The sequence below is a fragment of the Acidianus infernus genome, from assembly GCF_009729545.1.
In the GTDB taxonomy this organism is placed as follows: Archaea; Thermoproteota; Thermoprotei_A; order Sulfolobales; family Sulfolobaceae; genus Acidianus; species Acidianus infernus.
Map to the genome: position 1 here is coordinate 1,814,538 of NZ_WFIY01000004.1, position 26,116 is coordinate 1,840,653.

The 26,116-nt window shown below is 34.3% G+C and carries 26 protein-coding genes and 2 pseudogenes; 17 read left to right on the top strand and 11 right to left on the bottom strand.

What is annotated here, in order from left to right:
* The first annotated feature begins 1 nt into the window (after window position 1).
* On the top strand, window positions 2-733 hold the full coding sequence (locus D1867_RS10410) for a hypothetical protein (RefSeq protein ID WP_155864075.1): 732 nt from the start codon (window positions 2-4) through the stop codon (window positions 731-733).
* Here D1867_RS10410 and D1867_RS10415 read toward each other — a convergent pair.
* On the bottom strand, window positions 723-1,124 hold the full coding sequence (locus D1867_RS10415; protein WP_155864076.1) for a type II toxin-antitoxin system VapC family toxin: 402 nt from the start codon (window positions 1,122-1,124) through the stop codon (window positions 723-725). The genes D1867_RS10410 and D1867_RS10415 overlap by 11 nt on opposite strands.
* A complete protein-coding gene (locus D1867_RS10420; protein WP_155864077.1) occupies window positions 1,093-1,323 on the bottom strand; it encodes a hypothetical protein in 231 nt (76 codons plus the stop codon). Before D1867_RS10420 ends, D1867_RS10415 begins: the two co-directional genes overlap by 32 nt.
* An 85-nt stretch (window positions 1,324-1,408) precedes the next feature.
* Here D1867_RS10420 and D1867_RS10425 point away from each other — a divergent pair, with 85 nt between their 5' ends.
* Both D1867_RS10425 and D1867_RS10430 read left to right on the top strand, forming a co-directional pair.
* Entirely contained in the window at window positions 1,409-2,494 is a 1,086-nt protein-coding gene (locus D1867_RS10425; RefSeq protein ID WP_338078040.1) for an MFS transporter, read from the top strand.
* A 24-nt stretch (window positions 2,495-2,518) separates the two neighbouring features.
* Window positions 2,519-3,670 carry a hypothetical protein gene (locus D1867_RS10430; RefSeq protein WP_155864078.1) on the top strand — a complete coding sequence of 384 codons (1,152 nt, stop codon included), beginning with the start codon at window positions 2,519-2,521 and terminating at the stop codon, window positions 3,668-3,670.
* Between the two features lie 16 nt (window positions 3,671-3,686).
* Here the strand turns inward: D1867_RS10430 and D1867_RS10435 are convergent, their stop codons facing one another.
* Window positions 3,687-4,973, bottom strand: a complete 1,287-nt coding sequence (locus D1867_RS10435; protein WP_155864079.1) for a bifunctional DNA primase/polymerase — start codon at window positions 4,971-4,973, stop codon at window positions 3,687-3,689.
* A gap of 239 nt (window positions 4,974-5,212) precedes the next feature.
* Here D1867_RS10435 and lrs14 point away from each other — a divergent pair, with 239 nt between their 5' ends.
* A complete protein-coding gene (gene lrs14, locus D1867_RS10440; RefSeq protein WP_155864080.1) occupies window positions 5,213-5,584 on the top strand; it encodes an Lrs14 family HTH-type transcriptional regulator in 372 nt (123 codons plus the stop codon).
* Window positions 5,585-6,033: 449 nt separating this feature from the next.
* On the opposite strand, the gene D1867_RS10445 is transcribed toward lrs14, so the two are convergent.
* The 3 genes and pseudogenes from D1867_RS10445 to D1867_RS10455 all read right to left on the bottom strand — a co-directional run bounded on the left by D1867_RS10445 (window position 6,034) and on the right by D1867_RS10455 (window position 7,914).
* Window positions 6,034-6,567, bottom strand: coding sequence for an adenosylcobinamide amidohydrolase (locus D1867_RS10445; protein WP_155864081.1), 534 nt, complete (start codon window positions 6,565-6,567; stop codon window positions 6,034-6,036).
* A 25-nt stretch (window positions 6,568-6,592) separates the two neighbouring features.
* Window positions 6,593-6,830, bottom strand: a pseudogene (locus tag D1867_RS10450) (4Fe-4S dicluster domain-containing protein).
* An 82-nt stretch (window positions 6,831-6,912) separates the two neighbouring features.
* Window positions 6,913-7,914, bottom strand: coding sequence for a GH12 family glycosyl hydrolase domain-containing protein (locus D1867_RS10455; protein WP_240872232.1), 1,002 nt, complete (start codon window positions 7,912-7,914; stop codon window positions 6,913-6,915).
* 54 nt (window positions 7,915-7,968) lie between these two features.
* Between D1867_RS10455 and D1867_RS10460 the strand changes: the two are divergent.
* The 3 genes and pseudogenes from D1867_RS10460 to D1867_RS10470 all read left to right on the top strand — a co-directional run.
* A pseudogene (locus D1867_RS10460) lies at window positions 7,969-8,148 on the top strand (zinc ribbon domain-containing protein); the annotation flags it as partial.
* A 197-nt stretch (window positions 8,149-8,345) separates the two neighbouring features.
* Complete coding sequence (locus D1867_RS10465) at window positions 8,346-9,047, top strand: ABC transporter ATP-binding protein (protein WP_155864082.1); 702 nt, start codon at window positions 8,346-8,348, stop codon at window positions 9,045-9,047.
* Entirely contained in the window at window positions 9,040-10,407 is a 1,368-nt protein-coding gene (locus D1867_RS10470) for a hypothetical protein (RefSeq protein WP_240872234.1), read from the top strand. The genes D1867_RS10465 and D1867_RS10470 overlap by 8 nt, the downstream gene beginning before the upstream one ends.
* On the opposite strand, the gene D1867_RS10475 is transcribed toward D1867_RS10470, so the two are convergent.
* A complete protein-coding gene (locus tag D1867_RS10475; protein ID WP_155864083.1) occupies window positions 10,400-11,365 on the bottom strand; it encodes a hypothetical protein in 966 nt (321 codons plus the stop codon). The two genes, D1867_RS10470 and D1867_RS10475, sit on opposite strands and share 8 nt — an antisense overlap.
* Before the next feature lie 53 nt (window positions 11,366-11,418).
* Between D1867_RS10475 and nucS the strand changes: the two genes are divergently transcribed.
* Window positions 11,419-12,144 (top strand): endonuclease NucS, encoded by a 726-nt coding sequence (gene nucS / locus D1867_RS10480; RefSeq protein WP_240872236.1) that lies wholly within the window; start codon window positions 11,419-11,421, stop codon window positions 12,142-12,144.
* A gap of 221 nt (window positions 12,145-12,365) precedes the next feature.
* On the top strand, window positions 12,366-13,847 hold the full coding sequence (locus D1867_RS10485; RefSeq protein WP_162309168.1) for a thermopsin: 1,482 nt from the start codon (window positions 12,366-12,368) through the stop codon (window positions 13,845-13,847).
* A 58-nt stretch (window positions 13,848-13,905) separates the two neighbouring features.
* On the opposite strand, the gene D1867_RS10490 is transcribed toward D1867_RS10485, so the two are convergent.
* Window positions 13,906-14,643, bottom strand: a complete 738-nt coding sequence (locus D1867_RS10490) for a hypothetical protein (RefSeq protein WP_155864085.1) — start codon at window positions 14,641-14,643, stop codon at window positions 13,906-13,908.
* 64 nt (window positions 14,644-14,707) lie between these two features.
* Between D1867_RS10490 and D1867_RS10495 the strand changes: the two genes are divergently transcribed.
* The 8 genes from D1867_RS10495 to D1867_RS10530 all read left to right on the top strand — a co-directional run bounded on the left by D1867_RS10495 (window position 14,708) and on the right by D1867_RS10530 (window position 22,849).
* The gene (locus D1867_RS10495; RefSeq protein ID WP_155864086.1) at window positions 14,708-16,018 is read left to right on the top strand and encodes an FAD-binding oxidoreductase; all 1,311 of its coding nucleotides are present in this window, start codon (window positions 14,708-14,710) and stop codon (window positions 16,016-16,018) included.
* Between the two features lie 43 nt (window positions 16,019-16,061).
* Window positions 16,062-17,468 carry an MFS transporter gene (locus D1867_RS10500; protein WP_155864087.1) on the top strand — a complete coding sequence of 469 codons (1,407 nt, stop codon included), beginning with the start codon at window positions 16,062-16,064 and terminating at the stop codon, window positions 17,466-17,468.
* A 72-nt stretch (window positions 17,469-17,540) separates the two neighbouring features.
* Window positions 17,541-18,872, top strand: a complete 1,332-nt coding sequence (locus D1867_RS10505; protein WP_155864088.1) for an APC family permease — start codon at window positions 17,541-17,543, stop codon at window positions 18,870-18,872.
* Window positions 18,873-18,968: 96 nt separating this feature from the next.
* A complete protein-coding gene (locus D1867_RS10510) occupies window positions 18,969-19,514 on the top strand; it encodes a 2-oxoacid:acceptor oxidoreductase family protein (RefSeq protein ID WP_373469093.1) in 546 nt (181 codons plus the stop codon).
* A complete protein-coding gene (locus D1867_RS10515) occupies window positions 19,507-19,767 on the top strand; it encodes a 4Fe-4S binding protein (RefSeq protein ID WP_155864090.1) in 261 nt (86 codons plus the stop codon). Before D1867_RS10510 ends, D1867_RS10515 begins: the two co-directional genes overlap by 8 nt.
* A gap of 1 nt (window position 19,768) precedes the next feature.
* Window positions 19,769-20,929: a transketolase C-terminal domain-containing protein gene (locus D1867_RS10520; RefSeq protein ID WP_155864091.1), complete on the top strand. Its 1,161-nt coding sequence runs from the start codon at window positions 19,769-19,771 to the stop codon at window positions 20,927-20,929.
* Window positions 20,922-21,830 (top strand): 3-methyl-2-oxobutanoate dehydrogenase subunit beta, encoded by a 909-nt coding sequence (locus tag D1867_RS10525; protein WP_152942426.1) that lies wholly within the window; start codon window positions 20,922-20,924, stop codon window positions 21,828-21,830. The genes D1867_RS10520 and D1867_RS10525 overlap by 8 nt, the downstream gene beginning before the upstream one ends.
* Before the next feature lie 560 nt (window positions 21,831-22,390).
* Window positions 22,391-22,849, top strand: a complete 459-nt coding sequence (locus tag D1867_RS10530) for a PaREP1 family protein (RefSeq protein WP_155864092.1) — start codon at window positions 22,391-22,393, stop codon at window positions 22,847-22,849.
* On the opposite strand, the gene D1867_RS10535 is transcribed toward D1867_RS10530, so the two are convergent.
* Genes D1867_RS10535 through D1867_RS10545 form a run of 3 tightly spaced genes read right to left on the bottom strand, consistent with a single transcriptional unit; the run spans window position 22,846 to window position 26,103 of the window.
* The gene (locus D1867_RS10535) at window positions 22,846-24,189 is read right to left on the bottom strand and encodes an ATP-binding protein (RefSeq protein ID WP_155864093.1); all 1,344 of its coding nucleotides are present in this window, start codon (window positions 24,187-24,189) and stop codon (window positions 22,846-22,848) included. The two genes, D1867_RS10530 and D1867_RS10535, sit on opposite strands and share 4 nt — an antisense overlap.
* A gap of 6 nt (window positions 24,190-24,195) precedes the next feature.
* On the bottom strand, window positions 24,196-24,711 hold the full coding sequence (locus D1867_RS10540; RefSeq protein WP_155864094.1) for a hypothetical protein: 516 nt from the start codon (window positions 24,709-24,711) through the stop codon (window positions 24,196-24,198).
* A gap of 45 nt (window positions 24,712-24,756) precedes the next feature.
* Window positions 24,757-26,103, bottom strand: a complete 1,347-nt coding sequence (locus D1867_RS10545; protein ID WP_155864095.1) for a coiled-coil domain-containing protein — start codon at window positions 26,101-26,103, stop codon at window positions 24,757-24,759.
* Window positions 26,104-26,116: the final 13 nt, after the last annotated feature.

The following is a 26,116-nucleotide window of genomic DNA, read 5'->3' on the forward strand; positions in this document are numbered from 1 at the left end:
CATGGGAGACTTTTTCTTACTTTCAATAATTGCTGGAGTAATGGTTGCGATTATCGTATTTTTACTTCACGAGGCTGAGAGAGTAAAGAGTAAGTTAGGCTTTTCTCTAGTTATTTTTGGCTTCGTAATGATGATTACCATGTTTTTAGGTGCGAGCTTTTACTTGCTGTTTCCTAGTAAACTGTCTCTTGCTGAGGCAATATTAATAAATAATTTTACGATGGTTGCCTACATTCTTTTGGTATTCCCTTTCATTAAGAAGTTTAAGGTAAAATTTGAGATGAACTCTATAAGTTCATTAAGTATATCTCTTCTCGCAGTTGCAAATGAGATTTTGATGAGCCTAACTTTTAATATTGCTTGTGAGGTGAACAATTTATTTTACTTTACGTTCAATGGTGGTTGGTTCTTTTATCCTATGATGGTCGAAATGCTTTCAATTTATTTAATTCACTACATCGAGGGTGAGTTTAGGAAAGATTTATTTCCTTTAATAGGTATAACCTCTTTCCCACCCACGCTTATAGACAACATTAAGTGGTTTTATTCGTCCTTGGCTATTTCCTTGGCTTTAAGCGGATTAGGAGTAATAAATAGTAAAGGCTTTATAAGATGGATATATGTAATATTAATTTTATCTTTATTATTACTATTATTCAAGGTTTACATAATCTACGACGTTGCAATTACTGTGTCGATGATAACTTATTATTTCTCACTACTCAGTCAATAAATTCTACCTCTTCTATGCTTTTCTTCGCAAGCTCTTCTTCTCTCCTAAATAATGCCCTAGTTTTGAGGAATTTTGCAGTAGCTATACTAAAACAATCTGCTAATGAAATTGAATGTATACATTTGCATTCTGCAGCATATTTTAAAATTTTAGGTTTGACACCTACTATTTCATAATACCCAGATTTTATTATACTCTTAATAATCTCTTCCGCTTTTTCTTTCCCGATTTTCCTACAAAGAACGTAATATACTTCTGTGAGATTAACAGTGTTGATATAAGGTATAATCTCTTGATTCAATATCTTTTCATAATAATCTCTAAATTCCCCTTCAAGAAACGATAATATAACTCCAGAATCAAGAACTATTTTCGTCTTCTTTACGTCCATTTAAGAGTTCCTCGTATAAATTCGCTCCTTTAGCTATTCCAAATAATTTTTCAGCAGTTTTCCTATCCTTAAACTTCTTCTCAATTAAATAGTTTATAACGTCGTCGTAGGATACTCTCTTACCGGTCTTTTTTTCGAGCATTCCTGCAATTTCTGTAAGCTTCTTCTTAGTTTCTGGCTTTACTTTTATGCTTTCCATATTTTCTACTTTTTCCACCAGATATTTAAGCATTAGTAGAAACTGGAAAGATTAACAATAAAAAGGTCTAGCTAAATAGATACGCGTGAGAAAGGAAGAATTCCTGCTTATACTCTCATCTTCATTGTCAGGATTGATAATGGGTAGTAATTCTATAATTATTTCACTTTATCTTCTCTCTTTGGGTTTATCTGCATTAGAAATTGGAGAATTACTTTCCTTGGGAGTTTTAGTAGGTTCTTTTATTTCTCTCATTTTATCATTTCTTGGCGACCTTTATGGGAGGAAGAAATTTGTCATAATTTCTAGGTTGGCAAGTACAGTATCCTTCTTCTTTCTTTTTCTAGGTATTCCTATTGCATACATATTCTCATTAACCTGGGGTGCGGGCGGACTTCTATTCTCCCTATTAGCAGAAAAATCAGAGAATTTAGATAAATCGCTTGGCCTTAGACAAAGCCTTACCATCTTATTTTCAGTTATAGGTAGTTTGTTTCCAATATTTATAGAATATAAAGGAATACTTCTCTTAGATGTTTTAATAAACCTAATAGCCTTACTCCTAGTTCTTCCAGTAAGGGAAAAGTTCAAGGGTAGTAAAAAGTTAAAGATAAGTAGCGTTAAAGTTGTATCAAAGTTCTCAACAGAGGCAATAATAGGTTTGGGAGCAGGGTTGGTAATCCCATTAATGTCCCTCTGGTTTTATTTAAAGTTCGGAGTAACGGGAGCAGAAATGAGCCCAGTTTTCGCGATATCAGAGTTAACTTTAGCCTTCAGTAGTTACGGCTCTGTTTTATTAGCCGAAAGGCTTGGAAGAGTTAAAACAATAGTTTATACTCATTCCTTGGCCATAGTTCTCCTCTTTCTACTACCCTTGTCGCCAGATTTTTTAATAGCTTCGTTAATATTCGTTAGTAGAAATGTATTAATGAATATGACTTCTCCAGTATTTGAAAGTTTCCTCTTAAGGTTAATTCCTGAGGAAGAAAGGGGAAGAGCAAATGGAATAGTGAACTTTATGGAATCCATACCAAGAGCTATAGGTCCAAGCATAGGAGGTTACTTCTTTAATGAGGGAAATTTAATTCTACCATTCTTCATTACGGGTTTCCTTTACTCCTTCGCTACAATACTTTTCTTTATTTGGTTTAAGAGAGAGGAACATCTTTAAACCTTGTTTCACATATTTATTAAAATGCTAGAGTCAATACTGCCAAACTCAATACTGATTGACGCAGGAAATAGGAAAGAATTTACAGACCCTAACTTTGTAGTATCATTATTCCTACTGCCTTTTATGTACGAGAAAAAGCCGGAAGAGAAAGAATACCTAGAAGTTATTGAAAGCATAAAGTTTGAGTCTTACGACGAATTAAACGAGATAAGGAATAAGGATTTTCCAATGTATGCTACATATTTCCAACAAAAGGTTTTAAACGATTATATCTCTGGAAAGGAATACGCTCGAAACGCTATAAGCTTTTTACTCAACAAGTTTAAAGACGAAAAAGAAGCTGAAAAAATAAAGGAAGAATATGAGGACTTCATTCTAGATAAGTTGTCCTTAAAGGAGCTCTTTAAACCTTCGAGCTACGAAGAGCCAAAATATGTATTCCCCTATGTTTGGAAGTTTTATACTCCAAATTTTGATGAGGCTGTAAAGAAAGTGACCTCTGGGAAGGAAATAGTAAGCAATTACATGGGATTAACTACATACGTAATTTTAGTTTCTAAAGGGCTTTTCCCTTTCTTTAGGCCATACGTCTTCCTATCTAATTCTCCACCTAGAGTAGGCTTAAAGATGGGCGAGGTACTTATAGATCCCGAAGAGATTACGGTAACTCAGCTAAATGAAGACAGGCTTTCTTTTTCAAGAAAATTCCTAGAAATAGAATTAGGAAAATTGGATTCGAAGGAATTATCTTCATTTATAGAATCAAAAAGCGAAACTAGCAAGAGAATATTACTCTCCTCCCTCAGATACGCTAATTGGGCTTTAAAAAAGAGCGGAATTTCCTTAGAAGATGCGGTCCATTTATTTGTTAAATTGAGGGAATTAATTGATGACGTCGAGAGGGATTTTCAGAAGGCGATAGATAATGGCGTGGACTTTAAAGAAATTAAGGAGGAAGTTAAGAGGTACGGTTGGCTAAACCTGGAGGTTTCTCCTGCTGTAAATCCATTAGCATTAAAAAAATCAGTAAGACTTATATCAATTATGAAGGAGATTGGTGACATGTATTTTATTCCTTATTCTATAATAATGAGTGCTATAGTATCTACTTACGTTAGCGGGAAGGACTATAAATTGCTCCTTTATGGATTAAAGACAAACAAATTCATTTAAAAAGTCGAGGCATGAGTCATTTGAAGAAGGCATCCAATCCGCTCTTCCTATTTACAACTTTTTCTATGAACGCGTCACGAATTGGCAAGTATACTTTCTGGTAGAATTCCCTCTGATTTTGTAAAACCTCTTTAGGAAACGAAGAAACGTATTTTACAGTAGCTTCCCAAGCTTTATCGTAAGGGATTACAGCGTTTATTTTCTCCTTAATTTCCCTGTTATAATCTTCTGGAGTTTGCTCCTTATCGCCTATAACGAAAAGCCCGTTCTCTGGATTCTGGTAAACTTGTTCTCCAGCAACTGTTACTAAAATTCTATCTTTCCTAAATTCTGCGGGCAATTTTTGCCCGGTAACTTTAGGAGTGTAACCCTTACCGTAATACTTTGCCCATGCGTAAAATATTGCTCTATTTAATCCAAAAGACTCTGCCTTTGGCAAATCTCCGTAAAGTACATAATACCTTGCAGCCTGGACTATTCCCATTACTTGAAACCTTCCTATTTTACCTTGCGGAGTAGTTCTTCTTTCTGGCTTTATTCCCTCGTGAGTTGGCTTATACTCAAGGATTGCCTTAGAAAGCAATTCCTCAGTTTCGTCTTCTACATACCTTGAGAAGACTCCTTCCTCATGTCTAAAGCTGTCAGGCTTAGCCCAGTCTAAATTGAATTCGTGCAATTTATCTGGAGAAAAACAAACGGCTACATAATTCAATTCCTTGTGGAATGAGAGAGGTGCAGTGAATATTCTCTTTGCATCAATTAGCTCGTCGATTTTAAGTACTCCTCCTGATTCGTCTGAAAGCTTCTTTATTTCGTCCTTAACTTTCTTTAGTACATATTGAACTATTGCGTGGGCTGCAGTCAAAGGATCGTAATCTTTTGGTATAGCATTTTCGTTTATCCTTACGTGAATTCCCTCACCGCTCCATAGTAAATAAACAGACATTGAAACTCCTTCCTTATCTAGGGCAGAAATAATTACATCTGCTGCCTTTATTGCATATTCCCATTTATCTATCTTAGTGTCGATATCAAAGAAAGGGGTATAAGCGAATATTTTGTCTCCACTCACGTTTTCTTTATTCACTTTCTCGTACTTTCCTGCAGTTGCATAAACAGTCCTTGCGTTAAACCTCTTTACTAGAGAAGGAACCTCTTCCGGAGATGATATGGATAAAGGTTCTTTATCGTTATACCTTATCATTGTTTTTCCGTAAAGCGCAATCCACCTATTCTTTGAAAATTCAAAGATCTCCTTTTTTACTACCTCCTTGTTGTAATGAACAAGAAATTGTGATGACATAATTTCTCTAGTTAATACTCGAGTAATAAAATTAAAAAGGGCTATTAGCTTCTTTTATATAGGTAGTTTATTAATATAAATGTAAAAATTATTCTCCACAGTTATTAAAAGTTACATGGAAACGTTATAGCCTATTATCATTTTATTAAGTATATTCTAAATAATCAAATAAATTAATATTTTACTAAATTATACAAAGATTTATATATACGTTTTTATCATATATATCATGATTAGATATGGAAGTGCAAAAGCTTAAAGTTAAATTACCTTCAGGAAAGGAAGTAGGTCTGTTAGATGCCCTACTCTTCTGCTATGACATTTCTGATACTGACTTTAAGGTGTTGAAAGAGCTAATAAAGAACGGACCAAAAAATGAGGATGAGTTAGCAGCAGAGCTAAAGCTAAGCAAAGCTTCAGTTAATAGGTCATTAAATAAATTGCTTTCCATAGGTTTTGTTCAAAGAATGAAAGATCAAAGTTCTAAAGGAGGAAGACCGAGATTTATTTACTCTGCAATAAGTTCTGATGAGCTAGTAAATAAGATCTCAAGGGATTTCGAATATTGCGCAAAAATATTTATAAACATTACACCAGCGGAATTAAAATGAGCTAGATTAAATGCTTTAAAAATACCTTCCTTATTTAATTTTCTCCTTTTAAAGAAATCTAAGTTTCTTATGTAATTCTCAATTTTTTCAAAATTGGAATATCATAAGGATTTGACTTGAATATTGCTCATAAAGGTTCAATTGTTTATCATGAAATAAGACTTAAGATTGCGTATGGAGAGGTGCCCATTCTGACCTCCTCCTGGAAGGGTTTCCCTTCCAAAGGGTTCATCGATTCGGGTGGCTCAGAGAACCATTTGAGGGGACTTTCATTCACCTAGTCCCTTATTGCTGGTTGCTCATACTTGAGCTGGAGAGGAGCGCCACTAGTAGATAAACGAATAAATCTATAAGGGGGCTATCCATCCCCTTTCATCCCTTAACCCCTATCTCTGTAAGCTCTACTATAATTTCATCTAGTTTCTAACATCTCATCCATATTCCTAAAGTTATTCAGAGTTCAAATCCTTGATCAATAATTTTCTAAGAACTTCTCTAACATCCTTAGTCACTTTCTTACCTATTTCGCTTGAAGGCCCTGCAAAATACTCATTTCCTCCAATAGTACCTACAGCTATTGCATCACTTGCAGTTCCAGTAAATAGAAAATTAAGGTCCCTTAAGGCACCACTCTTTGCCTCAGTTATCGACCTAACTAAATCAACTAAGCCGTTTAAATTGAGCGGATAATTTACGAAGGCAGAAATATTTATTGTACAACCCGCATTTTCTCCACTCTCTCCTACTCCAGCAGAAATAAATAACTCTCCCCACGATGTTTGTTTAAATTCGTAATTTTTAGCGGCAGTTATGAATATTATAGTGTTGCCTTCTCTTAACTTCTCAACATCTTCAAAGGCATTTTTACAGTAGTTCTTGTTCACAAATAGTACCTTTATTTTATTAATGAAGTTAATTCCCTCCGGATAAAGTGCGGAGGTAAGTGTTAAGTAAGTCCTTCTTAAATGAAAAACCTTTATCATTAATTTCTTGTATCCACCTAAGTATTTAAGGTGGTTTAACATCTATTGCGACAACTGGACAAACGTTTACGCAGGCCATACAGAATATGCAAGCTTGTTCGTTTATTGGATCAGCCTTCTTTTCTGATGTGTCATACCATTGGAATACGTTTACTGGGCAAGCAGTTATACAAGAGCCGTCGGCAATGCATAAGTCTACTCTAACTACTGTTCCCAAGTTTTTTGGGCGGTTGGTATGGATCGTAAACTTTTATTCCTTGAATTTCTGTAACCACTTTTCTCGTAGTTCTATAATAGGTTCCCTAAATATCTCTCAATAATATGTAGATAAAACTGCTGTAGTGCCTATGCTTCATCTAATATCTTTACTCCTTGTGGTGTACTCATTATCCAGCAATAAAGAGTATATCCAAGTTGTGCTATTCCATTATAGTCATTGAATTCCATTCCTACTTGAATTGCATCTAGGTAATAAGAGCTTTCGTTTATTGTTGGGAATATTTTATTTATCCATTGAAATTCGTCCTTTATAAAGAATGTTAAGGGAATACTAACCTTTCCTTCTAGATTTTGGTTTGATAAATAATATACTCCTATCCAACCGTTAGAAGAACCTGTGTGAGGTAAAATGTAAACAGTAAATGTACACGTAATTTTGCTTCCGTTTACACAAATAGGTACTTGTACTTCTCCCACTTTTATGAAGTAGGAAGAGAGAGTCTCATTGTGGTATAACCAGATCATTAGTTCAATGTCAGGAAAAGCTAAATACGTAGTGTTAGGATTTTGACTTAACCAAATATCATAAGAGAAATCGTCAATGGTGCCTTCCTGCACCCATACCGAGTAGTTGAGGGTAGAGATAATATTAGGTAAACAGTATACCTTTTTAGGTAATACTAAAGAAGGATTTTCTATAGTAGTTCCTGCAAAGGGAAACCATCCTTCATGACCATACATTAATCCAGGATAGCCATCAACTGGGATTGAAGGAGTTATTTTCTCGAAATGCGAAAAATTGACATTAACGTATAAAACTCCGTTCCTAAAGGTGAGATTAGCATTACCGTCCGCATATTTCAAATTCCACAGGAAGGGTGAAACGAAGAATGAGCAATCAATAGAATATATTTCCCCCATTGAATATTCGCTATCGCTCTTATAGCTTCCAATTATTGAAAAATATCCTTCTTGATGGGAAGCAGTAGTAATTACTTCATCATTACTACCCTTTTCTGAACTCTTGATATGCATTATATTATTATTTAAGAAATGTAATAAAATAAAAGTCATACTTACTATAATTACCGCGATTAAGACAACACTTGTTATAACATTTTTCTTCATCTTCTTCCTCCTGGTAATACCACTATTATTATGAAAAGTAAAATTAAAGCTATTGCTACAACTTGTCCTAAGTGTGGTCACAAAATGGTTGAGATCGCTCATAGGTATTTTCATTGTCCCTCGTGTGGTTATGAGAACGATCGTGACGTTATTGCTGTCACGAATTTAAATGGGAGGGGGTCTCTGACCCTCTCGACTGCCCCTCAGATGAGAGATGTAAACCCAAATCGATGAGGGGAACCCTCGCTGACGGGAGGAAGTCAGCATTAAAATATAGAGTTTTTGTACCATTAATAGCCTTATCCATAGTTACATTAAAACTAATAGTAATGTATCCTTAGATAGAGATAAAATAAAATTTATGTTAAGTGATGAGCAAAATAATCATGCTAGTAAAAACTTTTTATAATTCACGTGAAAATTGTAAGATAATGGAATGTATTTCTTTGAGGAACGTTGTTAAGAGATTTGGCTCAATAATTGCATTAAATAATTTATCGTTTACTATTCCATGCGATGGAAGGTTTGCTTTGTTAGGTCCTAATGGTGCTGGAAAATCTACTACCATGAAAATTCTTGCAGGACTTTTAAAACCCGACTATGGAGAAGTGGAAATAATGGGAATGAAGCCGGGAACTAAAGAAGTTAAAAGATTTTTAGGCTATTTACCAGAGGATCCAATGCCATATAGGATTTTGACTGTTAGAGAAAACTTAGAATATATAGCCTCCTTAAGAGGAGTTAAAAAGGAAAGAGTAGATGAGATGTTGGACTTACTTGATTTAAGGCAATATGAGAGAGTTCAAGCTGGTAAACTTTCAAGAGGAAATCAACAGAAATTGTCATTGGCATTAATACTTATTCATAATCCTAAGATAATTTTGCTTGACGAGCCGTTAAATTACCTAGATATTCCTACTCAGGAGAAGGTGATAAATGTATTAAGGGATATGAAATCAACTTTCTTGATCTCAACCCATATTATGTCCATAGCGACAAGACTTACTGATCACGTTATTATTATATCTAGGGGTACGGTAATATGGCAGGGAAGTATAGATGAACTTAGAGCGTTAGGAAGAGAAGACGAAACAATTGAAAGTGTTGTTGCTAGGATGATGAGAAATGCTTGAGAAATTAATTAAATTTGTTATATTTTCTAGAATTCCGAAGAGAAGTCTAATTTTCTATTTGGTCTTTGCAATATTCTTTGGCTATATAGGTTATGTAAGTTATAGTAATGCGCCAATTTATGTAAATGAGGAATTTAAGTATCTATCAATATTTTATCTTACAACTATGGTGGCTGTATCACCCTTCAATAGTAGATTTAGTTTAGCAAATAAGTCGGATAGTGATTTTCTAGCCTTATTACCTTTTGACGATGATAAGATAATAACAGCATTAATTATAGGAAGCTTCATTGTTAATATAATTTTTCTTTCAATCTTTATATTTTGGTTTATTGAAGCCTTAGGTATTATAGGAGTAATTGTTATTCCTTCATTTGCATTAATTTCTTCCTCATTGCCTGCAATACTTTTTAACTTAGATAATAAAAGAAAGGTATTAGTAGATTTAGTTATTATATTTTGGCTGATTTCTGCCATTTTCGATTTCCCATTAAGTCCTCTTTCAATGTTTTATGGATATTTTGAGGGATATGCTATTTCCTATTTATTTGCATTAGCAATATTTATTATAGCTATAAGAAAATTTAACTTTTCTTCCTATTCCAATATTATTATATCTTCTGAGAAAGAAGAGGTTAAAGATCAAATTTCCTTTAAATCGTATAATCCATTTATCTTAACTTTAATTAGAAACATAAGAATAATTGAAATAGGGGGAAGAGTCAACTGGATGGGTATGAACACATTAATTTCTAAAAGAGTTGATTTATGGAAGGTTATTTTAGGTTCTTCCATTTTAGCTGGGGTACTTTACATTATTTTAAATCATATTAATGAATTAAATTTTATATTTTTCTATATATTATTTGGAGGTTGGTTTATTATGATAATGATCGCAAGTGCTTCTTTCATTACTGAACCTCTATGGCTAGATTTGAACGTTATGACGCCATTAGAGTTTGCAAGATATTACTTAATAAGTAAAGCCGTATCTATTGCGATTATTTTATCACCCTTTGCTATACTTTCATTACTTTTTGGTTATATTGGAAACGCTTTAGGATTAGTAGTTTTCATACCTTTAAGCTCTATATTCATAATGTCAGTATATGCCAGATATTATCAACAAAGATATAATATGCCGTTAAATGTTTCACCGATAAGATTCTTAGTATCTCTACTAACTTCAATTCCACTTATTCCTCTAGTAATATTAGCGTTTATACCCAAATGCTTAATTTTCTGTTTATTATTTATACTTCCATTGACACTATTTTATGTTTCAATATCTTTTCCTTTTCTTCTATCAAACTCTTACTGGGAATCTACAATAGAAAAAATTGTTACTTCAGTTACCTAGCTATTTCGAAATAAGCGGAGTCCTTCTTTATAAATAAAATAGACGGTTTAGGAACTAAAATCTTCCTTTTAATTCCTCCTATGTTGATCTCTAATTCTTGCGGGTAAGTTAATAGAACTGTAACATTTTTATCCTTCATTTCATCTAGTATAATTCCTTTTCCTTTTATTTCGTCCCATATATTAAATTCTCCTTCCTTGCTAAATAGAAAATTTAGGAAGTCATCTTTTCTCTCAATTACTTTCTTTGCTCTGATTTTAGCTAATAAGGAGTTAACATTAATTGGTTCTCTTATTTCCTCCTCTACATGCTCTTCGTCTTCAGAAATTCTCTCGTCAGAATAAAGTTTTATTGATTTACCATAATCTAACTCCACGTTATATTTTCTTGCTATCTTAATTAATTCACTCTCTATTTCCTTATATATATCTTCAACAGATGTTTGATTTTCTACTTGCATGTCAAGAAAATTCTTTACCTCCTGGTAAGCTTTACTTAGCTTTTTTATCTTCTCAAGGTCGCTATCCTTTAATTTGTCAAGAAATTCTTCATACGGGTTAGAAAAATAAAGGTCGCCTTCAAGCATTGCATAGTCTTTTCCTTCGTATTGAGTAATCTCTTGGTTGATTATATAATTCTTAATTTCACTATAGTCATTAAATACTTTTAAAATTCTAATAATCCTGTCAAGTACTCCTATTTTAACTTCTTCCTTCCATGGAAATTGCTCTTTGTAATAATAATCAAATCCAAGGCAATGTTTTATATCCTGGCTAAACTTTACGCAGTCCTTATTTATAGGCAATACGAAAACCTTTCCTTCTTCTTCTCCTATTACAAAGTCCTTATTTGGGTCAGAAGTTTCAATGTAAGTAAAATCACCGATCTTAAAAGATGAAACCTTAAGCGCCATGGCCAGCCTATATCTTACATTATGAATCTCGTCTAGGAAATCCATGATATCACCTTTACATTTAGTAAGATTAAAATATTTCCTAGGTATTACCACTCATGATGGAAAAGTACAAATTCTTTGATCTTCCAGAGTTTTCTACTGTAAAAGATATTCTAGAGAATGAAAGGAAAAACTATGTTATTACTCTCTTCGGGTTATGCAAAATTCTATACGCTGGTAGAGCTTCCTCTATAGCCACTTATAGTTCTAGACTAATAACTTTTAAGCCTGATGGAAGCGTTCTAGTTCATAGTAATAAAAAGCTTAAGCCCGTTAATTGGCAACCTTCGAGTTCAGAAGTTAAGGTGGAAATAGGTGACGAACTTAATATTTACGTGGAAAGGAAGAGACCTAAGGAGGTCTTGGAAATTTTAATGCCTATAGTGTATTATCTATCTTTATCGAAAGTGGACGAAGGTGAATTTCATTTATTTGGTAGTGAGAGCGAAATGGTGGAAGAAGTAGTTAAAAATCCTGAATTAATTTCTAGAGATTTCATACCTTTGGAAAGGGAGTATCAAACTCCATTCGGTAAAATAGACTTGCTTGGAGTTACTTCTACAGGATATTTAATCTTGGAGTTTAAGAGAGCTCAAGCAGGACTAGAAGCTGTTTCTCAGCTGAAGAGATACGTTGATTACTTAAGCTGGAAAGGAGAGAGGGTTAGAGGAGGAATAGTTGCTCCGTCAATATCTAAGAGTGCGTTAAAATTGCTTAAAAAGTATGGGTTAGAGTACTTTCAACTAAGTCCAAAACTACTTCCTACGATAAGATTAAAATAGGTAATCATTAGTAGTTCAATAAAATGCATATTATAAAACTGGTAATTGTTATCCTCATTCTTTTAAGTCTTGGTAATCATGTGAGTTTATATTCACAATGTAATAATACTTATATCCTTAATATTACCTCTCCTTCAGCATTTATTTTTAATATAGAAGGAGAGAATGTTAACATTTCCATTTTAAGAATATGCAATAATTCCTGTCAAAAATTAATTTATATGAATTATACAAAAAATAATTTAACTTCTGGGCTCCTACTAATTCAAGGTAAATATAAAGTAGTAGTTAAAAGCGCTAGCCAATTCAATTTTCATTATTACATTATAAAATTAAAATGCATTCAAAAAGCTTTATGCCCTTCATTTTTATTTAGTACAAATGAATCCGTTCTAATTCCTATACCTGACTTAGAAACCCCAGAAGCTCTAAAGGCTTTTGTTGTGTCTAATGTATCATTGAGTTTTGAAATCATTCAGTGTAATAAAATTATTAAAGAATATGAAAATACAACAATAGTTTTCTCAAAGGATTCTTACGTATATTTTAAAAATCCTAAGAATATTTTTATAAAAATATGCGTATACAAAGACTCATTATTTTATTTATCATATAAAGTAATTCCTTGCTTTATTAACCCTTATCTTAAACTTTCCTCACTATCTTCAGAAGGCATAGCTAGTTATGGTATCCTTAACGAGACAAAAGCAACTAAACCTTATTTAATAAAAACTACTTCTATTTTAGGTAAATTTAACATTAGTTGTATTTTAGCTTATAATTATTCACAAAATTTAGTACCCCCATGTTCTGCTTCTTTACAACTTAATGTAGTACTGAAAACTTGTAGGCAAGTCTATTGGCTTCAGAATGTTTTAGAATTTCTTACATTAAAACATGAATTTAAACTAGCAGATGGTATTCTAAATATTACATGTATTGATTCTACTCTTTCAAATTCTAGTATTACCTCCCCCAATGGTTACGTTACAATAGTTAACCAAAGCGGTAAAATTGAATATTATTATGGAAATTATTACTGTCAACCGGAGCTCAAATACTGCTTACCATTATGCGGATATCTAGTAACAAACGTTAGTTTAGAAAAATGCGGAATATTAATCAGTTTTGCTGTTATTTTTGTTAAGAATGGTAGTTCTATGTGCTATAAGGAAATTGTATATGATAACGTTTTGATTCATGGTAAATTCAAATTTGCTTACATATTAGTTTGCGGGAAACATTACACTCCAATTGGAAGTTACTACGATGCAGAATTAGTTTTCGGAGGAGGAGGAAACGGTGAAATTACCAAATTCTGCAAGTTAAATGCTACATTATGGTTATTTTATCTTAAGAATAATACTTACGTAACTTTTCCAAATTACTTTACTTTTGGAGAGGACACTGCGGAGAAAGTTGTAAATATCGCAGTTAATTTTTGTAAATATTACGCAAAGTTAACTACTGGAAAAGAGAATTTCAGATGCTATAGGGCATGTTCTTATTCCATAGATCCTTTTCATTATCATAATATCCCATCATCGCGTAATTCATCAACAAAATCTATAACTGTAATTACAATTAGTAGTCATGTCAGTAATCCCAATTATTATACTTATGAAATTTTAATCCCTATAGCTCTGATTTTATCATTTATATTATATTATTTACTTTTTAGAAAAAATGATAGTGGATCATAACAGAGTAGCACCCACAAAGGGGTGTAACCCTTAAGACCTCGCCCTTGTCAGAGAAGGACTAGATGACTATCATTCCTTTTTCTATAACGCATTTCCCATAACCTTTTAGGATATTATTAGCTAACTTTTCTATATCTTTATCCGAAGGCCTTATTTCTTTAACCTTTTCCTCCTCTTCGAAGCATAAGTAACCAGTTAATTGGGAATAACATAATACCTTATTAACTCCACCATAATACAGTTTAACCAATCTTAGACCATTCTTCTCAATGTATCCAGAATCTGTAACTATCTTTGTTATCTGTTGAAAATGTTTCTTCAAAACGTCTTGAGGTTTTTCAGACAATAATATAACTGCTGATAACAATTTAAAAGGAGTAGCCCAAGGAGGTAACTGAACGCTAACAGAAGAAGGCAATAGAGGTTTTTGTAAAGCTGCAGAGAGGAAATGTATTCCGTTTAAAGTCTTCTCAATTATTTTAACCTCGTGACAATTAACTGAGAAGTCATAAACTAAGCCTTCACCGCTTAAAGCAATTATCGGCTCCTTATCTTCTCTAATTAGATTCCTTACTGCTGAGTAAGCAAAGGATTTGACATCTGCTAAGTTTATTTCCCTTGACGGTAAATATAGGTTTTTCCCGGTAATTCTATAGTGTGGCGTCTCTAAGGATAGCTTACTAATTCCGTCAGCAAAAATTTCAACATTAGTTTCACTATTAGGTATATTCTCTTTTATTAATATTACTTCTCCGTCATAAGTTATTTGAGAATTAAGGAGCTTTAAGGTTATCATAAATAGGTTTAATAAAATGTAAGTTAAATCGTTAGCTTAAATTATAGTGGTAAAATTTAGTAATATGGAAGAACTACTCGATATAGAGCATTCAAAAGAGGAAAGAGAAGACTTCGCAGGCTATAAAATTTCTCCTAAAATGATTTTCTTTCCAAAAAACGAGAGCGAAGTTGTTAGGATAGTTAAATATGCGTATACTCATAATATTCCAGTAGTTCCTTGGGGTTCTGGTAGTAGTTTAACTGGAGCTACTGCATGTAAAGACTGCATCCTCGTTGACCTCTCGAAAATGGATGAGATTCTCGAAATAAATGACGTAGACTGGTACGTAAGAGTCCAACCTGGAGTGAAACTCATTGACCTTTATGAAGCAGTGGAAAGCAAAGGATTCTTTTTCCCTCCAGATCCTGCTAGTTTCTTCTTATGCACAGTTGGAGGAGCGATTTCTGAAGGTTCCGGTGGAATGAGAGGAGTAAAATACGGACCTTTTAGGGAATGGGTTCTCTCGCTGAGAGTAGTATTGCCTACTGGAGAAGTTGTGAAAGTAGGAGAACCGTTAAGGAAGAATAGAGCAGGATATGATTTAACCCACTTGTTTGTGGGCAGCGAAGGTACACTTGGGATAATAACTGAAGCTTGGCTTAGAATAATTCCAAAACCCCGAAAGAAGATTTATACAGTGAAAGTCTTATTGCCAGATTTTAGTACTGTGGCAGATAATATTATAGGTATAAGGAAAGCCAGAATCTTACCGGAGTTTTCAGAATATATAGACGCTGATGTAATAAAGGCATTAAACAGGAACTTAAATGCCGGCCTTGAAGAATCAGAAGGAGGAATGCTTCTGATTTCAATAGAAGAAGACCAATTGCAAGACTTATTAAAGGTATTGAAAGGTAAGGTAGAAGTTTTAGAAGGAGATGAGGCTGAGAGGCTTTATTCTTTGAGGTCTCAAGCAGCAATTGCAGTTAAGGCAGAAACTAGAACTTTTTACGCAGAAGACATAGTAGTCCCTATATCTAAATTGCCAGAAGCTATATCTAAACTAAACGAAATCGCAAAGAAGCATAACACGAAGTTCTACATTATTTCACACATAGGCGACGGTAACTTACACCCCAACATTGTTGTAGACGACGAAAAAGAGATGGAAGAGATATTTAATGAAATAGCCAAAGTTGCAATAGACTTAGGAGGCTCAGTAACCGGAGAGCATGGAGTAGGAATACAGAAGGCTAAAATGATGTCGGAGCAGATAAAAAGTCATAACGGTGAGAAGGTTCTAGACTTAATGATGGGAATTAAGAGGATGCTAGATCCAAAGGATATACTGAACCCTGACAAGTACGTCGAGCTAGCTTATAAATTTAAGTAATTTGGTAACAAACTTTTTATTTTTTGATTACATACTTAACTTTATGGATAGAGTATCACTTGTCACCCTTATAGTAGTTCTTGGGACAATGATGGCCGCAATTGATTCTACTATTGTGATTCTTGCATTACCAGTAATGTTACAATGTCTGCATACTGATTTACTAACTCTCATTTGGATAATTTTAATTTACTTATTAACTATCGCAGTTCTAACTACCCAGTTAGGTAGGCTAGGAGATAGATTTGGAAGAGGAAAGATATACAATTTAGGATTTCTTATATTCACTATAGGTTCAGCCCTTTGTGGTGCTTCGCCTAATGCAAGCTTTCTCATTTCCTCTAGAGCTGTTCAAGCTATAGGTGCGTCAATGTTGCAAGCTAATAGCGGTGCGATAATTGCCGATAATTATCCTCCAAATAGGAGAGGAAAAGCTTATGGTTATACTTCAATAGGTTGGAACGTTGGCGCAATTTTAGGAATTATTCTAGGAGGAATTTTAACTACTTTTGTAGGTTGGCGGTATATATTTTATATAAACGTTCCTATAGGAATTATAGCTACTATCTTAGGCTTAAGGGAAATTAAAGATTCAAGAATGGTGAATGCAAAGTTCGATATTTTAGGAGTTATCATCTTAGCCTCCTCTCTCATTTTAATAACTTATGGTGCGTCGGAAATTGCTGGAGTTGGTATTACTCCTTTTAATTTATTCTTGATAATTCTTGGAATTATATTATTGTTCCCATTTTACCTAGTAGAGAAAAGACAGCCTTTTCCTGTAATTGACTTTAAAGTATTTAAAAATAGGGTACTCACTGCGTCGCTTTTAGCGTCTTTTTTACAAAGTTCAGGTTATTTAGCTACTGCGTTTATTCTAATCATGTACTTACAAGGGATTAGAGGATTGACTCCTTTCAATGCATCATTATTACTTGTTCCAGGGTATGTTTTAGCTAGCATGGTTGGGCCAATTACCGGTAGACTTTCAGACAAAATAGGTGCAAGAATTCCTGCAACGATAGGAATTGGGTTAATGATTATTGCAGCGTTTATCTACTCTAACCTTACTCTAACTACTCCTTATTACGTAATAATAGTCACCTCAATAATTGGAGGTCTAGGTTCTTCGTTCTTCTACCCAGCTAATAACAGTGCTATAATGTCAAATGCCCCTAGAAGCATTTATGGAGGGATTTCTGGAATAATGAGGACTTTGGCAAACATAGGAATATTAATAAGTTACGTCATTGCTATTTCCATTGCATCAATTTCAATACCTAGGTATGTCGCATTTGAAGTGTTTTTAGGAACTTACTCTTTAGGAGAGCTGAGTAGTAAATTCTTAATCGGAATACATTCAGCTTTTTATGCTTCAATTGTTATTCTTTCAATTGCTCTAGTACTTTCTGCAATTAGAGGAAAGGAAGAGAGGAGTTATTTAAGTTAAAAATATTCATTTTGCTAAAAATATTCAATAAATCGGGTTAGATTTAATAACAGCATATGAATACTGTACTTGATGAGTAAGGAAAAGGAAGAGTCTCATTATCAAGAACCTAAACGTGTAATAGGATTAAAGGACTTGGTTTTCCTAAGCGTTGGCGGGCAATCTCCTTTCTTAAGCATACTAACTTACGGTGTCTCAGCTTTTCTTTACGGAAGTTATTTTGCTCCTATTGCAATAGTTATAGGGACTATTCTAGTTCTGCTCAACGGCATGGTAATTTACAAGCTATCAATTAGGTATACAAAATCTGGAGGATACTATACGTATGCTTATTACTCCTTAACAAAAAGATTAGGGTTTGAAACCGGTTGGATATACTTAGTTTACTCTGTATTATACGGATCAGCTTACATCTTAGGTGCTACATTTGTTTTACATCACGTACTTCAGATAAACCCTTGGATAATAGCATTGACAATTTTTGGAGTCTCATCAATTTTTGCCTTGACCGGGATAAAACCTTCAGCTAAATATGCAATTGTGGCTAGCGTAATAGAAATAGGAATAATGGCTACGTTAGCTGTCTTATTCCTAAAATCTACTTCTTTCGCTTTCTATAATCCTTTTAATTATCACATATCAATTGGAACGTTGGCTTTGGCTATATTATTTGGTTCAGGTATTCCGACTGGTTACGGTTCAATTACTCCTTTATCTGGGGAAGTTAAAGATCCTAAAAGGACTATTCCTTTAGCAATAGTTATTGTAATTCTCTTAGGTGGATTATTGGCAGCATTTGACGTTTATGCGATAGGAGATCATTTACTTTACTATCATATTAGCCCAACTTCTACCGATCTTCTTTCGTTAATTGAAAGTAGGTTCGGTATAATTACCTTCGCTTTCGTAATCTTTGCAGCAGCAAATGATGGAATATTAGCAACATTATCCTTTATGCTCGCAACTTCTAGGACAGCTTACGCAATGTCAACTCATGGTTTCCTTCCAAGTATATTCTCTAAGTTTGAGAGCGAAAGAGGACCAGTGTTTGCATCATTATTAACAATAGTACTCTACTTGATTACGATAGTCAGTTCACTATATCTAACCGGGCTAAGACCATATTTAGCATTTGAAGAAGTAGCAGAAATAGCTGTTCTTTCCAATTTATTAGTACACATTGCAGCTGACTCTTCACTTTTCAAGATCTCATTAAAGAGATTAAGGAGAAGGTTAGTTGAAATTTCCTTAGCTTTAGCCGCAATAGGTATAACTGCCTGGAACATGATTGAGACTATAAGTTCCACTACTCCTGTCTTAGTTTACATATTCATGACTTTCATAATAATGGGCTTCTTGGCTGCAGAAGTTATAGAGATGGAAAGAGAAGAGCAAGAAGATTAACAGTGTTTACGAGAAATTATTAATAACAAGGTTAATGTAAGTTTAGAATTCCTCTTCTAACATATTAATAAATTTTTGAAATACAACATTCTCATGATGAGATGGGAGATTATCTTAAGAGGAAGAGGAGGAATGGGGGTTGTAACTGCTGGAGAAACCTTAGTTAAAGCTGCTGTAAAAGAAGGAAAATATGGTCAATCAATTCCATTTTTCGGAGGAGAAAGAAGAGGAGCACCTGTAGTTTCTTACGTAAGGCTTTCAGATGAACCAATTTATATTCACAGAGAAATTTATAATTCAGACCTTGTAGCAGTTTTCGATACTTCATTATTTAACATACTGAATCCTCTAGAAGGGCTTAAAGAAGACGGAATTCTCTTGCTTAACACTAAGACGCCTAAGAAACTATGGAAAAATACATTTTACGTGGATGCGGTGGAGATAGCAGATAAATTGAACTTATCCATTGCCGGGTGGAAATTAGTAAACATGCCCATGGTAGGGGCAATAGCTAAAGTTACTGGAATGATAAAAATTGATTCTGTTGTTGAAGCGATAGAAGAGGAGTTTTCAGGAAAGTTGGGAGAATTAAACGCTGAAGCGGCAAAATTAGGTTATGAAATGGTGAGTAAATATGATTAACTATCCAGTACCTTTAGGAAGGCCTAAAATTGGATCATCAGGATTAACTGGCCATTGGAGGTTAATGAAGCCTGTAATCGATTACTCAAAGTGCACTAAGTGCAGGCTTTGCGTAATTTATTGTCCTGAGAATACTATAGACCTCCTTGAAGGATTTGACGTGAGGATTGATTACGATTATTGCAAAGGTTGCGGGGTTTGTGCACAAATTTGTCCTCAGAAAGCAATACAAATGGTTCCGGAGGTGAAGTGAAATGATAACCGTTCAAAAGAACGTAACTGCAATGGTAGGCAATCACGCTGTAGCTTACGCTGTTAAACAAGCCAAACCTCAAGTGTTGGCCGTATTCCCAATAACTCCTCAAACTACTATGTTAGAGAAATTGGCAGAATATATAGATAACGGAGAGCTGAAGGCAGAACTAATAAAAGTTGAAGGAGAGCACTCAGCTTTGGCTGCAGTTTACGGAGCAGCTGTTGCAGGAGCTAGAGTATTTACGGCAACTTCATCCCAAGGCTTGCTTTACATGACGGAAATGATTTATTGGATAGGAGGAGAAAGAGTACCTATTGTAAACGCAGTAGCAACTAGAGCGTTAGCAGAACCTTGGTCCATTTGGGACGACCACCAAGATTTCTTTAGCAAAAGGGACGCCTCTTGGATAATGATGATGGCGGAAAACGTTCAAGACGCTTACGATATGACTTTACAAGCCTTTAAGATAAGTGAAGATAAGAGAGTAATTTTACCTGTTATGATGGGCTTTGACGGTTTCATCTTAACTCACACAATGGAGAGGCTGGAAATATTAGATGACGAGACTGTAGAAAAATTCCTTCCACCTAGGGAGTTCAACTTAATAGACTTCAACGATCCGGTAAACGTAGGTCCTATTGCTCTACCAGACGATTACATGAAAATAAAGTATGAGGCAATGAAGGCAATGGAAGGAAGTAAGGAGGTTATTGAAGAAATAAGTAAAGAGTACGAGAGGATCTCTGGAAGGAAACAGTATGGTCTGGTAGAGTGCTATGAGTGCGAAGATGCGGATTACGTGTTCATTACTGTAGGAGCGTGGACTGGAGACGCTAGAGAGGCAGTAAGAAGGCTAAGAAACGAAGGGAAGAAAGTAGGTTTGCTTAAGTTAAGAGTAATAAGGCCTTTTCCGAAAGAGAGAATAAAGGAGGCATTAAAAGGAGTTCAAGGAGTTATAGTATTTGACAGGGAATACTCCTACGGTTATGGAGGAATTTTAGCTAACGAGGTTAAGTCTGCAATTTACAATTCTGGAATAGAAGTAATGAGCGTAATTGCTGGCATCGGAGGTAAGGACGTTAGACCCCTTCACTTCCAGAAGGTTATGGAAGACGTTCTTGCCGGTAGAAAATTTGAGGAGAGGTGGTTAAATGACTGAAGTTCCATCTTACATTAAAGAAAAGAAAGTAATTAGACAACAATACTTCCTAAGGGGAAACGCTGCCTGTCCAGGCTGTCCTATACCTAAAGAGTTAGACTTACTTCTAGAAGTTATGGGCAAGAAGACTGTTCTAGTAGTCCCTGCATCGTGCAGTACTGTAATAATGGGTGATATTCATGGGTCTCCTTCAACTGTCCCGGTAGTACACAGTGCTTTTGCTTCAGCTGCCGCAATTGCCTCAGGATTAAGTAGGCAATTAAAAATGAGGGGAGAAGACGCTAAGGTAGTTGTTTGGGCAGGAGACGGAGCTACTGGCGATATAGGATTTGCCACTGTAAGCGGCGCAGCCGAGAGAAATGAGGACATACTTTACGTATGTTATGATAACGAAGCTTTCATGAATACTGGGATTCAAAGGTCTTCTTTAACTCCTTACGGAGCGTGGACTACAACTACTCCTGCAGGTAAGAGGGAATTTAAGAAACCTCTGCCTTTCATCATGATGGAGCATAAAATACCTTACGTGGCTACTGCGTCTATCGCTTATCCATTCGATTACCAAGCTAAAGTTAGGAAAGCAAAGGATATTCAAGGATTTAGATATATTCACTTACTATCGCCCTGTCCTCCAGGTTGGAGGTTTGATAGCAGTCTAACTATTGAAGTAGCAAAGCTTGCTGTTGAGACAGGAATTTGGCCTTTATTTGAGGTAATTAACGGAGAGTTCCAGTTAACGGGGATAAGTAAAGTTCTGCTAGACAAGAGTAAGAGAAAGCCAATAACGGAATACCTTAAACTTCAAGGTAGGTTCAGTAAGATGAGTGAGAAAGATATAAAGATAATGCAGGACGCTGTTGATGCGATGTGGGACTATATTGCTGAATTAGTGAAAAGATAAATAATAATGGAAATAAGATATTGTATTGTTTAAATTTTCCTTTGTTCACATCATTAGATAATCTGAATTGACAAGGGAGAATTTTGTTGATTAGCGGAATTATTTCTACTTTAGGATCTGCATAAATATCCTTAAAGTTATACACATAATGGACTTTCTAAAACGCAATGCCTTAGATATGCTGAACTCTTGTTTAACAATACTTAGCAATATTTTCTCCAGAGCAATCTTTGCAGTTAGCTATCCCTCGTACACATAATATAGTAGAGCTTACCAATAATTCTAAGCTTTCAGAGATTTTGAAGAATGATAAAGGGGTGTAACCCCTAAGACCTCGCCTTTAGGGCGGGGAGGAGGTCAGAGTTTGTCAAGAAGGCTAAGAAATATTCCATTAGTTAATGATTTTATACCGAATTTGAAAGTCAACCTTATCACGATTTGACCTGCAGTATGAATTTTTGACCAAAGAAATTTTAACGATGAGGAGATAAAGGTATTAAAAACTTGGAAATGGACGCTTTCTTTATCTTCTTATTAACTTTAGCTGAAAAGATTATATTATGCAAATAGAAATCCCTGATGTAATTTATAGCTTTATAACAGAAAGCTTAGGAAAAGACGTTTCGGATACTTTAGTCGAGGCGTTCTTAACATCTTTAGATAGAGAAGATAGAATAAGAGTTTATATTAAATTAAGTAAGGAATATGAAGAAAAGGCCAAAGACGGAGAAACTTGTTGGAAAGCTTTATCTTATCTATTTAAGGCAATAGCTGAAATCGAAGGTATGGAGATTTCCTCCTATCAAGATTACTATAACTTAGCAGAATATTTATCCTTTAAGGAAAATAATACGGAGATCGTAAAGTATTTTTTAAATGCGGAAAAACTTCACGCAGAATTTCATCCCAGACCCCAAGATAAAGAGACATTTAAGATAAGAATGGAGTATTGTAAAAAATTGATAGAAATTGCAAAGGGTTACTTACGAAAATCAAAAAGTTTTTCGGAGGAGGATTAAGTACTTACAACTACACTTGCTGACGAAGCTTTAGTGTTAAATGAATTCAGTATTTCTTTTAATTTTTCCTCTAGAATTTCAGAATCTCCTTGTAATATTCTAATTGCCTCCATTGTAGTTAACTCTATCTTTGTTACAGTGTTGTCTACGTTGAGCTTTTGGGAATTAGTTATTATGAACCTCTTTTCAACCGGATATTCCTTCTTTTCGTGCTCAACTTTTTCCAGCATTGAAAGTAATTTCACTTCTTCATCATCAGTCCTATCATCATTTAATAATTTCACTAAACCTACGTAAGCGTTGCCTTCCTTAATAAAGAATATTCCTAAGGTAACATACTTACCTTTAATTTCAGCCCTTTTTCCTCTGGGATGAACGTAGGTTATTTGGAATTCCTTAGATAATGATGATAACAAATCCCTTATCATTTTCTCTAATTGTTTTGACTCCTCTTCAGGGTTTTTAAGGCTGTGAGATTCCTTTAACTTCTCCTTTACACAGTTTATGACATCTTGAGAGTTAGAGCATTCTTTTTCAAATTTTTCTACTTCGGACTTCATAAACTGAAGTATAGAGCTTACAGTGTTAAGTTCTCTCCCGTTCCATAAAGATAAAACTATTGGAAAGAGGTCTTCAGATATTTCGTGGCAATATGCATCAACTATTTCCTTAATGTCTTCTGAAGTTAAGGCATTGTCTAGGGATATTCTACTTTCGTCTAGCCTCCTCCTTATAGCTAAATCCGTAATTTTACTGTAAACTTCAGTGGGTACTGCCATTAATATTGGGACTCCTAAACCCGAGTTTATTAGCCTATGAATTTTCGGAATGTGGTTTTCCCTAACTTCATCTATGAGTAAGGAGAGATGCTCAACTTCCTTTAAGTCGTTTATTGCTTTTATCATTCCGTCAAAGTCCTTTTGATAATCAAAACAGTATAACCTAAGGAGAGGGTCATTATACTTACCGCAGGCTTTCATTAACCAATCCTCAAATTTTATTCCAAGTAATCGCTTCCAAAATGTATAGCCGTATTTTTTCTTATCAAGCCTAGGTAAGACTTTTTGCCTAATTTCGTTCTTGTCTATTTTACTCCAAAATTCCTCCTCTATCTCATTTTTACTTGCTAGGTCCATGTAAAGAGAGTCCTTTACAATCTCTTGTACTTTCTTTAATATTGTTGTCTTACCCATTCCCGGCTGGCCTATAATTGAAGCAATATCGTTATTCTTTATGGAATTAAGCGCTTTCTCCAAGTATTGTTTATAAGTAGGCCCTACTAGGATTACATTGTTTGAATTCCAAGTTGTTACAGTCACTTTAGGAATATTGCATATCATTTTTCATCACCTCTTCCTTCTTATTATTATACCGTAAATAGATCCTCTTTTGACGATTCCTTCTTCTCCTCCGGCAATTAGCTCATAATTTTCCTCAATGTGCCTCTTTAACTTGGAGTAAAATTCCTCTTTAGTTAACCCCATCTCTATCCTTATATCTTTCAAATGCGCATAGCCTAAGTTGTCCTTGACTTCGTTGTAAATCTCGTCAAAGTAATTTTCGCTTAGTTTCTTCTTTTCTAATACAGCCTCCTGCAGTTTCTTAATTTCGTCTTTAATCTCTGAAATTTCCTTTAATAATAAGTCAAATTTGTTATCATCGTCATTCTGTGAGATTAATTCAAATGATTTTCCACCACCGCTTTCTATCTTCCTGATTTTTCCCTCTTTTTCCAATTTTTCAAGTACTAAAGACAATTCTTCTCCATCAGCTTTTAATTTCCTCTTAATTTTAGAAAATGCAACCGGTCTACCATCGTAAAGCTCCTTAATGGTAGAAATAACTAGTTCTTCACTTAACATGAATTAACTCTTATTATGATTGTTTTAAACCACTAGTTCTAAGTATTACCTAATATAATACTCGTCTAAACTTCTCCTTACGCTCCAACCTTCTTCGTATAACTCTTGAAGCCCTTTTTCTATTAAATCCTTATAATTCCTTAGGTTGTCTTGTACAGTTAAGTCGAAACTGTTTACAAATATTTCTCCACCTTCAACGTCCTCTGAAATTTCTGACGGATCTTTCCTGAATATTCCTCCAAAGAATCCCTTTTTACCTCCTTTATATATCTGTGGAGGTAGTATAACTTTTCTAGAGTCAATTTGAGCTATCAAGAGAGGAACTACTATTTCAGCTCTATCCTCTACTAATATTGATATAAACTTAGGTAACTTTTGTAATTTATCCAAGATTACCTTTTCTGAATTTTCAACATTATTCAATTTGGATATTATAGATTGTTGCAATTCATCCAATTTTTTAATTTCCTCATTTATTTTGTTTAGATCCTTTTGTTTCATAGAATTTAATTCATTTAACTCACTTCTTAATCTTCTAATTTCGATCTTGTGTTTCTCCTTTATTTCGTTAAGTTTCTCAGAAATCTCATTAAGATATTTTTCCTTTATACTATTTACAGATGAGGTACTATCTATGAAACCCGCTTCCTTATCTAGTTCAGCTTTTGCTATTAAAACTTCAATATCTGGAAGCTTAGAGTAAAGTTGAGAAGAGTACTGCTTAATTTCTTCTTCAACCTTAGTCTTCTCGCTATTAACTACTTTCTTTAATTCCTCATTCTTTGCCATTATTTTTGCATCATATTCGCTCTCTATTTGTCTCCGTTTTTCAACTCTCTTTCCTTTTATTATTGCTATTATTTCTGAAATTTTCTCTTTAATCTTTTCTATTAAATCTATTTCTGAAATTATTTTATTCACTGCCCCTTGTATATCCGAGATTAGAAACTGAACGTCTATATCTTTCAATTTCCTGTCTAGAATTTGTAGAGGTAATTGCGAGCTTCCCAACTTTAATAGATTTTTAAATTCCTGATCCATTACAAAGTCAAAATGAATAGTTGAAGAGCCTCTAACTTCATCCCATCTAATGGAATTCATTAGTTCTAACACCTGCGATTCATCAGAAGTTTTTTCTATCATTGAAATTATTTTATTATAATCCTGCAATATAAGGGAATTAATTGATGTAGAGAATTTACCGGTCTCATCAAAAATATAATATCCGCCAGCCTCAGACTTTACTGCTAGCAAAGGCCATCCAACTAGGGAAGCTAAAGAAATTTTATTATTTTTACCAGCAACTTTTGCAATTGATATTGCCAATTGCTTATAAGTTGGTAACGGATTAAAATTCTCGTCCACAACTAGGCTTAAGTTAATACTTTTCATAATAGAATTTATG

Excerpts from the sequence above, each read along its gene's own strand:
- D1867_RS10410 (WP_155864075.1), top strand. The coding sequence starts at position 2 with ATGGGAGACTTTTTCTTACTTTCAATAATTGCTGGAGTAATGGTTGCG.
- D1867_RS10415 (WP_155864076.1), bottom strand. The coding sequence starts at position 1,124 with ATGGACGTAAAGAAGACGAAAATAGTTCTTGATTCTGGAGTTATATTA.
- D1867_RS10420 (WP_155864077.1), bottom strand. The coding sequence starts at position 1,323 with ATGGAAAGCATAAAAGTAAAGCCAGAAACTAAGAAGAAGCTTACAGAA.
- D1867_RS10430 (WP_155864078.1), top strand. The coding sequence starts at position 2,519 with ATGCTAGAGTCAATACTGCCAAACTCAATACTGATTGACGCAGGAAAT.
- D1867_RS10435 (WP_155864079.1), bottom strand. The coding sequence starts at position 4,973 with ATGTCATCACAATTTCTTGTTCATTACAACAAGGAGGTAGTAAAAAAG.
- lrs14 (WP_155864080.1), top strand. The coding sequence starts at position 5,213 with ATGGAAGTGCAAAAGCTTAAAGTTAAATTACCTTCAGGAAAGGAAGTA.
- D1867_RS10445 (WP_155864081.1), bottom strand. The coding sequence starts at position 6,567 with ATGATAAAGGTTTTTCATTTAAGAAGGACTTACTTAACACTTACCTCC.
- D1867_RS10455 (WP_240872232.1), bottom strand. The coding sequence starts at position 7,914 with ATGAAGAAAAATGTTATAACAAGTGTTGTCTTAATCGCGGTAATTATA.
- D1867_RS10465 (WP_155864082.1), top strand. The coding sequence starts at position 8,346 with ATGGAATGTATTTCTTTGAGGAACGTTGTTAAGAGATTTGGCTCAATA.
- D1867_RS10470 (WP_240872234.1), top strand. The coding sequence starts at position 9,040 with ATGCTTGAGAAATTAATTAAATTTGTTATATTTTCTAGAATTCCGAAG.
- D1867_RS10475 (WP_155864083.1), bottom strand. The coding sequence starts at position 11,365 with ATGGATTTCCTAGACGAGATTCATAATGTAAGATATAGGCTGGCCATG.
- nucS (WP_240872236.1), top strand. The coding sequence starts at position 11,419 with ATGATGGAAAAGTACAAATTCTTTGATCTTCCAGAGTTTTCTACTGTA.
- D1867_RS10485 (WP_162309168.1), top strand. The coding sequence starts at position 12,366 with ATGAATTATACAAAAAATAATTTAACTTCTGGGCTCCTACTAATTCAA.
- D1867_RS10490 (WP_155864085.1), bottom strand. The coding sequence starts at position 14,643 with ATGATAACCTTAAAGCTCCTTAATTCTCAAATAACTTATGACGGAGAA.
- D1867_RS10495 (WP_155864086.1), top strand. The coding sequence starts at position 14,708 with ATGGAAGAACTACTCGATATAGAGCATTCAAAAGAGGAAAGAGAAGAC.
- D1867_RS10500 (WP_155864087.1), top strand. The coding sequence starts at position 16,062 with ATGGATAGAGTATCACTTGTCACCCTTATAGTAGTTCTTGGGACAATG.
- D1867_RS10505 (WP_155864088.1), top strand. The coding sequence starts at position 17,541 with ATGAGTAAGGAAAAGGAAGAGTCTCATTATCAAGAACCTAAACGTGTA.
- D1867_RS10510 (WP_373469093.1), top strand. The coding sequence starts at position 18,969 with ATGAGATGGGAGATTATCTTAAGAGGAAGAGGAGGAATGGGGGTTGTA.
- D1867_RS10515 (WP_155864090.1), top strand. The coding sequence starts at position 19,507 with ATGATTAACTATCCAGTACCTTTAGGAAGGCCTAAAATTGGATCATCA.
- D1867_RS10520 (WP_155864091.1), top strand. The coding sequence starts at position 19,769 with ATGATAACCGTTCAAAAGAACGTAACTGCAATGGTAGGCAATCACGCT.
- D1867_RS10525 (WP_152942426.1), top strand. The coding sequence starts at position 20,922 with ATGACTGAAGTTCCATCTTACATTAAAGAAAAGAAAGTAATTAGACAA.
- D1867_RS10530 (WP_155864092.1), top strand. The coding sequence starts at position 22,391 with ATGCAAATAGAAATCCCTGATGTAATTTATAGCTTTATAACAGAAAGC.
- D1867_RS10535 (WP_155864093.1), bottom strand. The coding sequence starts at position 24,189 with ATGATATGCAATATTCCTAAAGTGACTGTAACAACTTGGAATTCAAAC.
- D1867_RS10540 (WP_155864094.1), bottom strand. The coding sequence starts at position 24,711 with ATGTTAAGTGAAGAACTAGTTATTTCTACCATTAAGGAGCTTTACGAT.
- D1867_RS10545 (WP_155864095.1), bottom strand. The coding sequence starts at position 26,103 with ATGAAAAGTATTAACTTAAGCCTAGTTGTGGACGAGAATTTTAATCCG.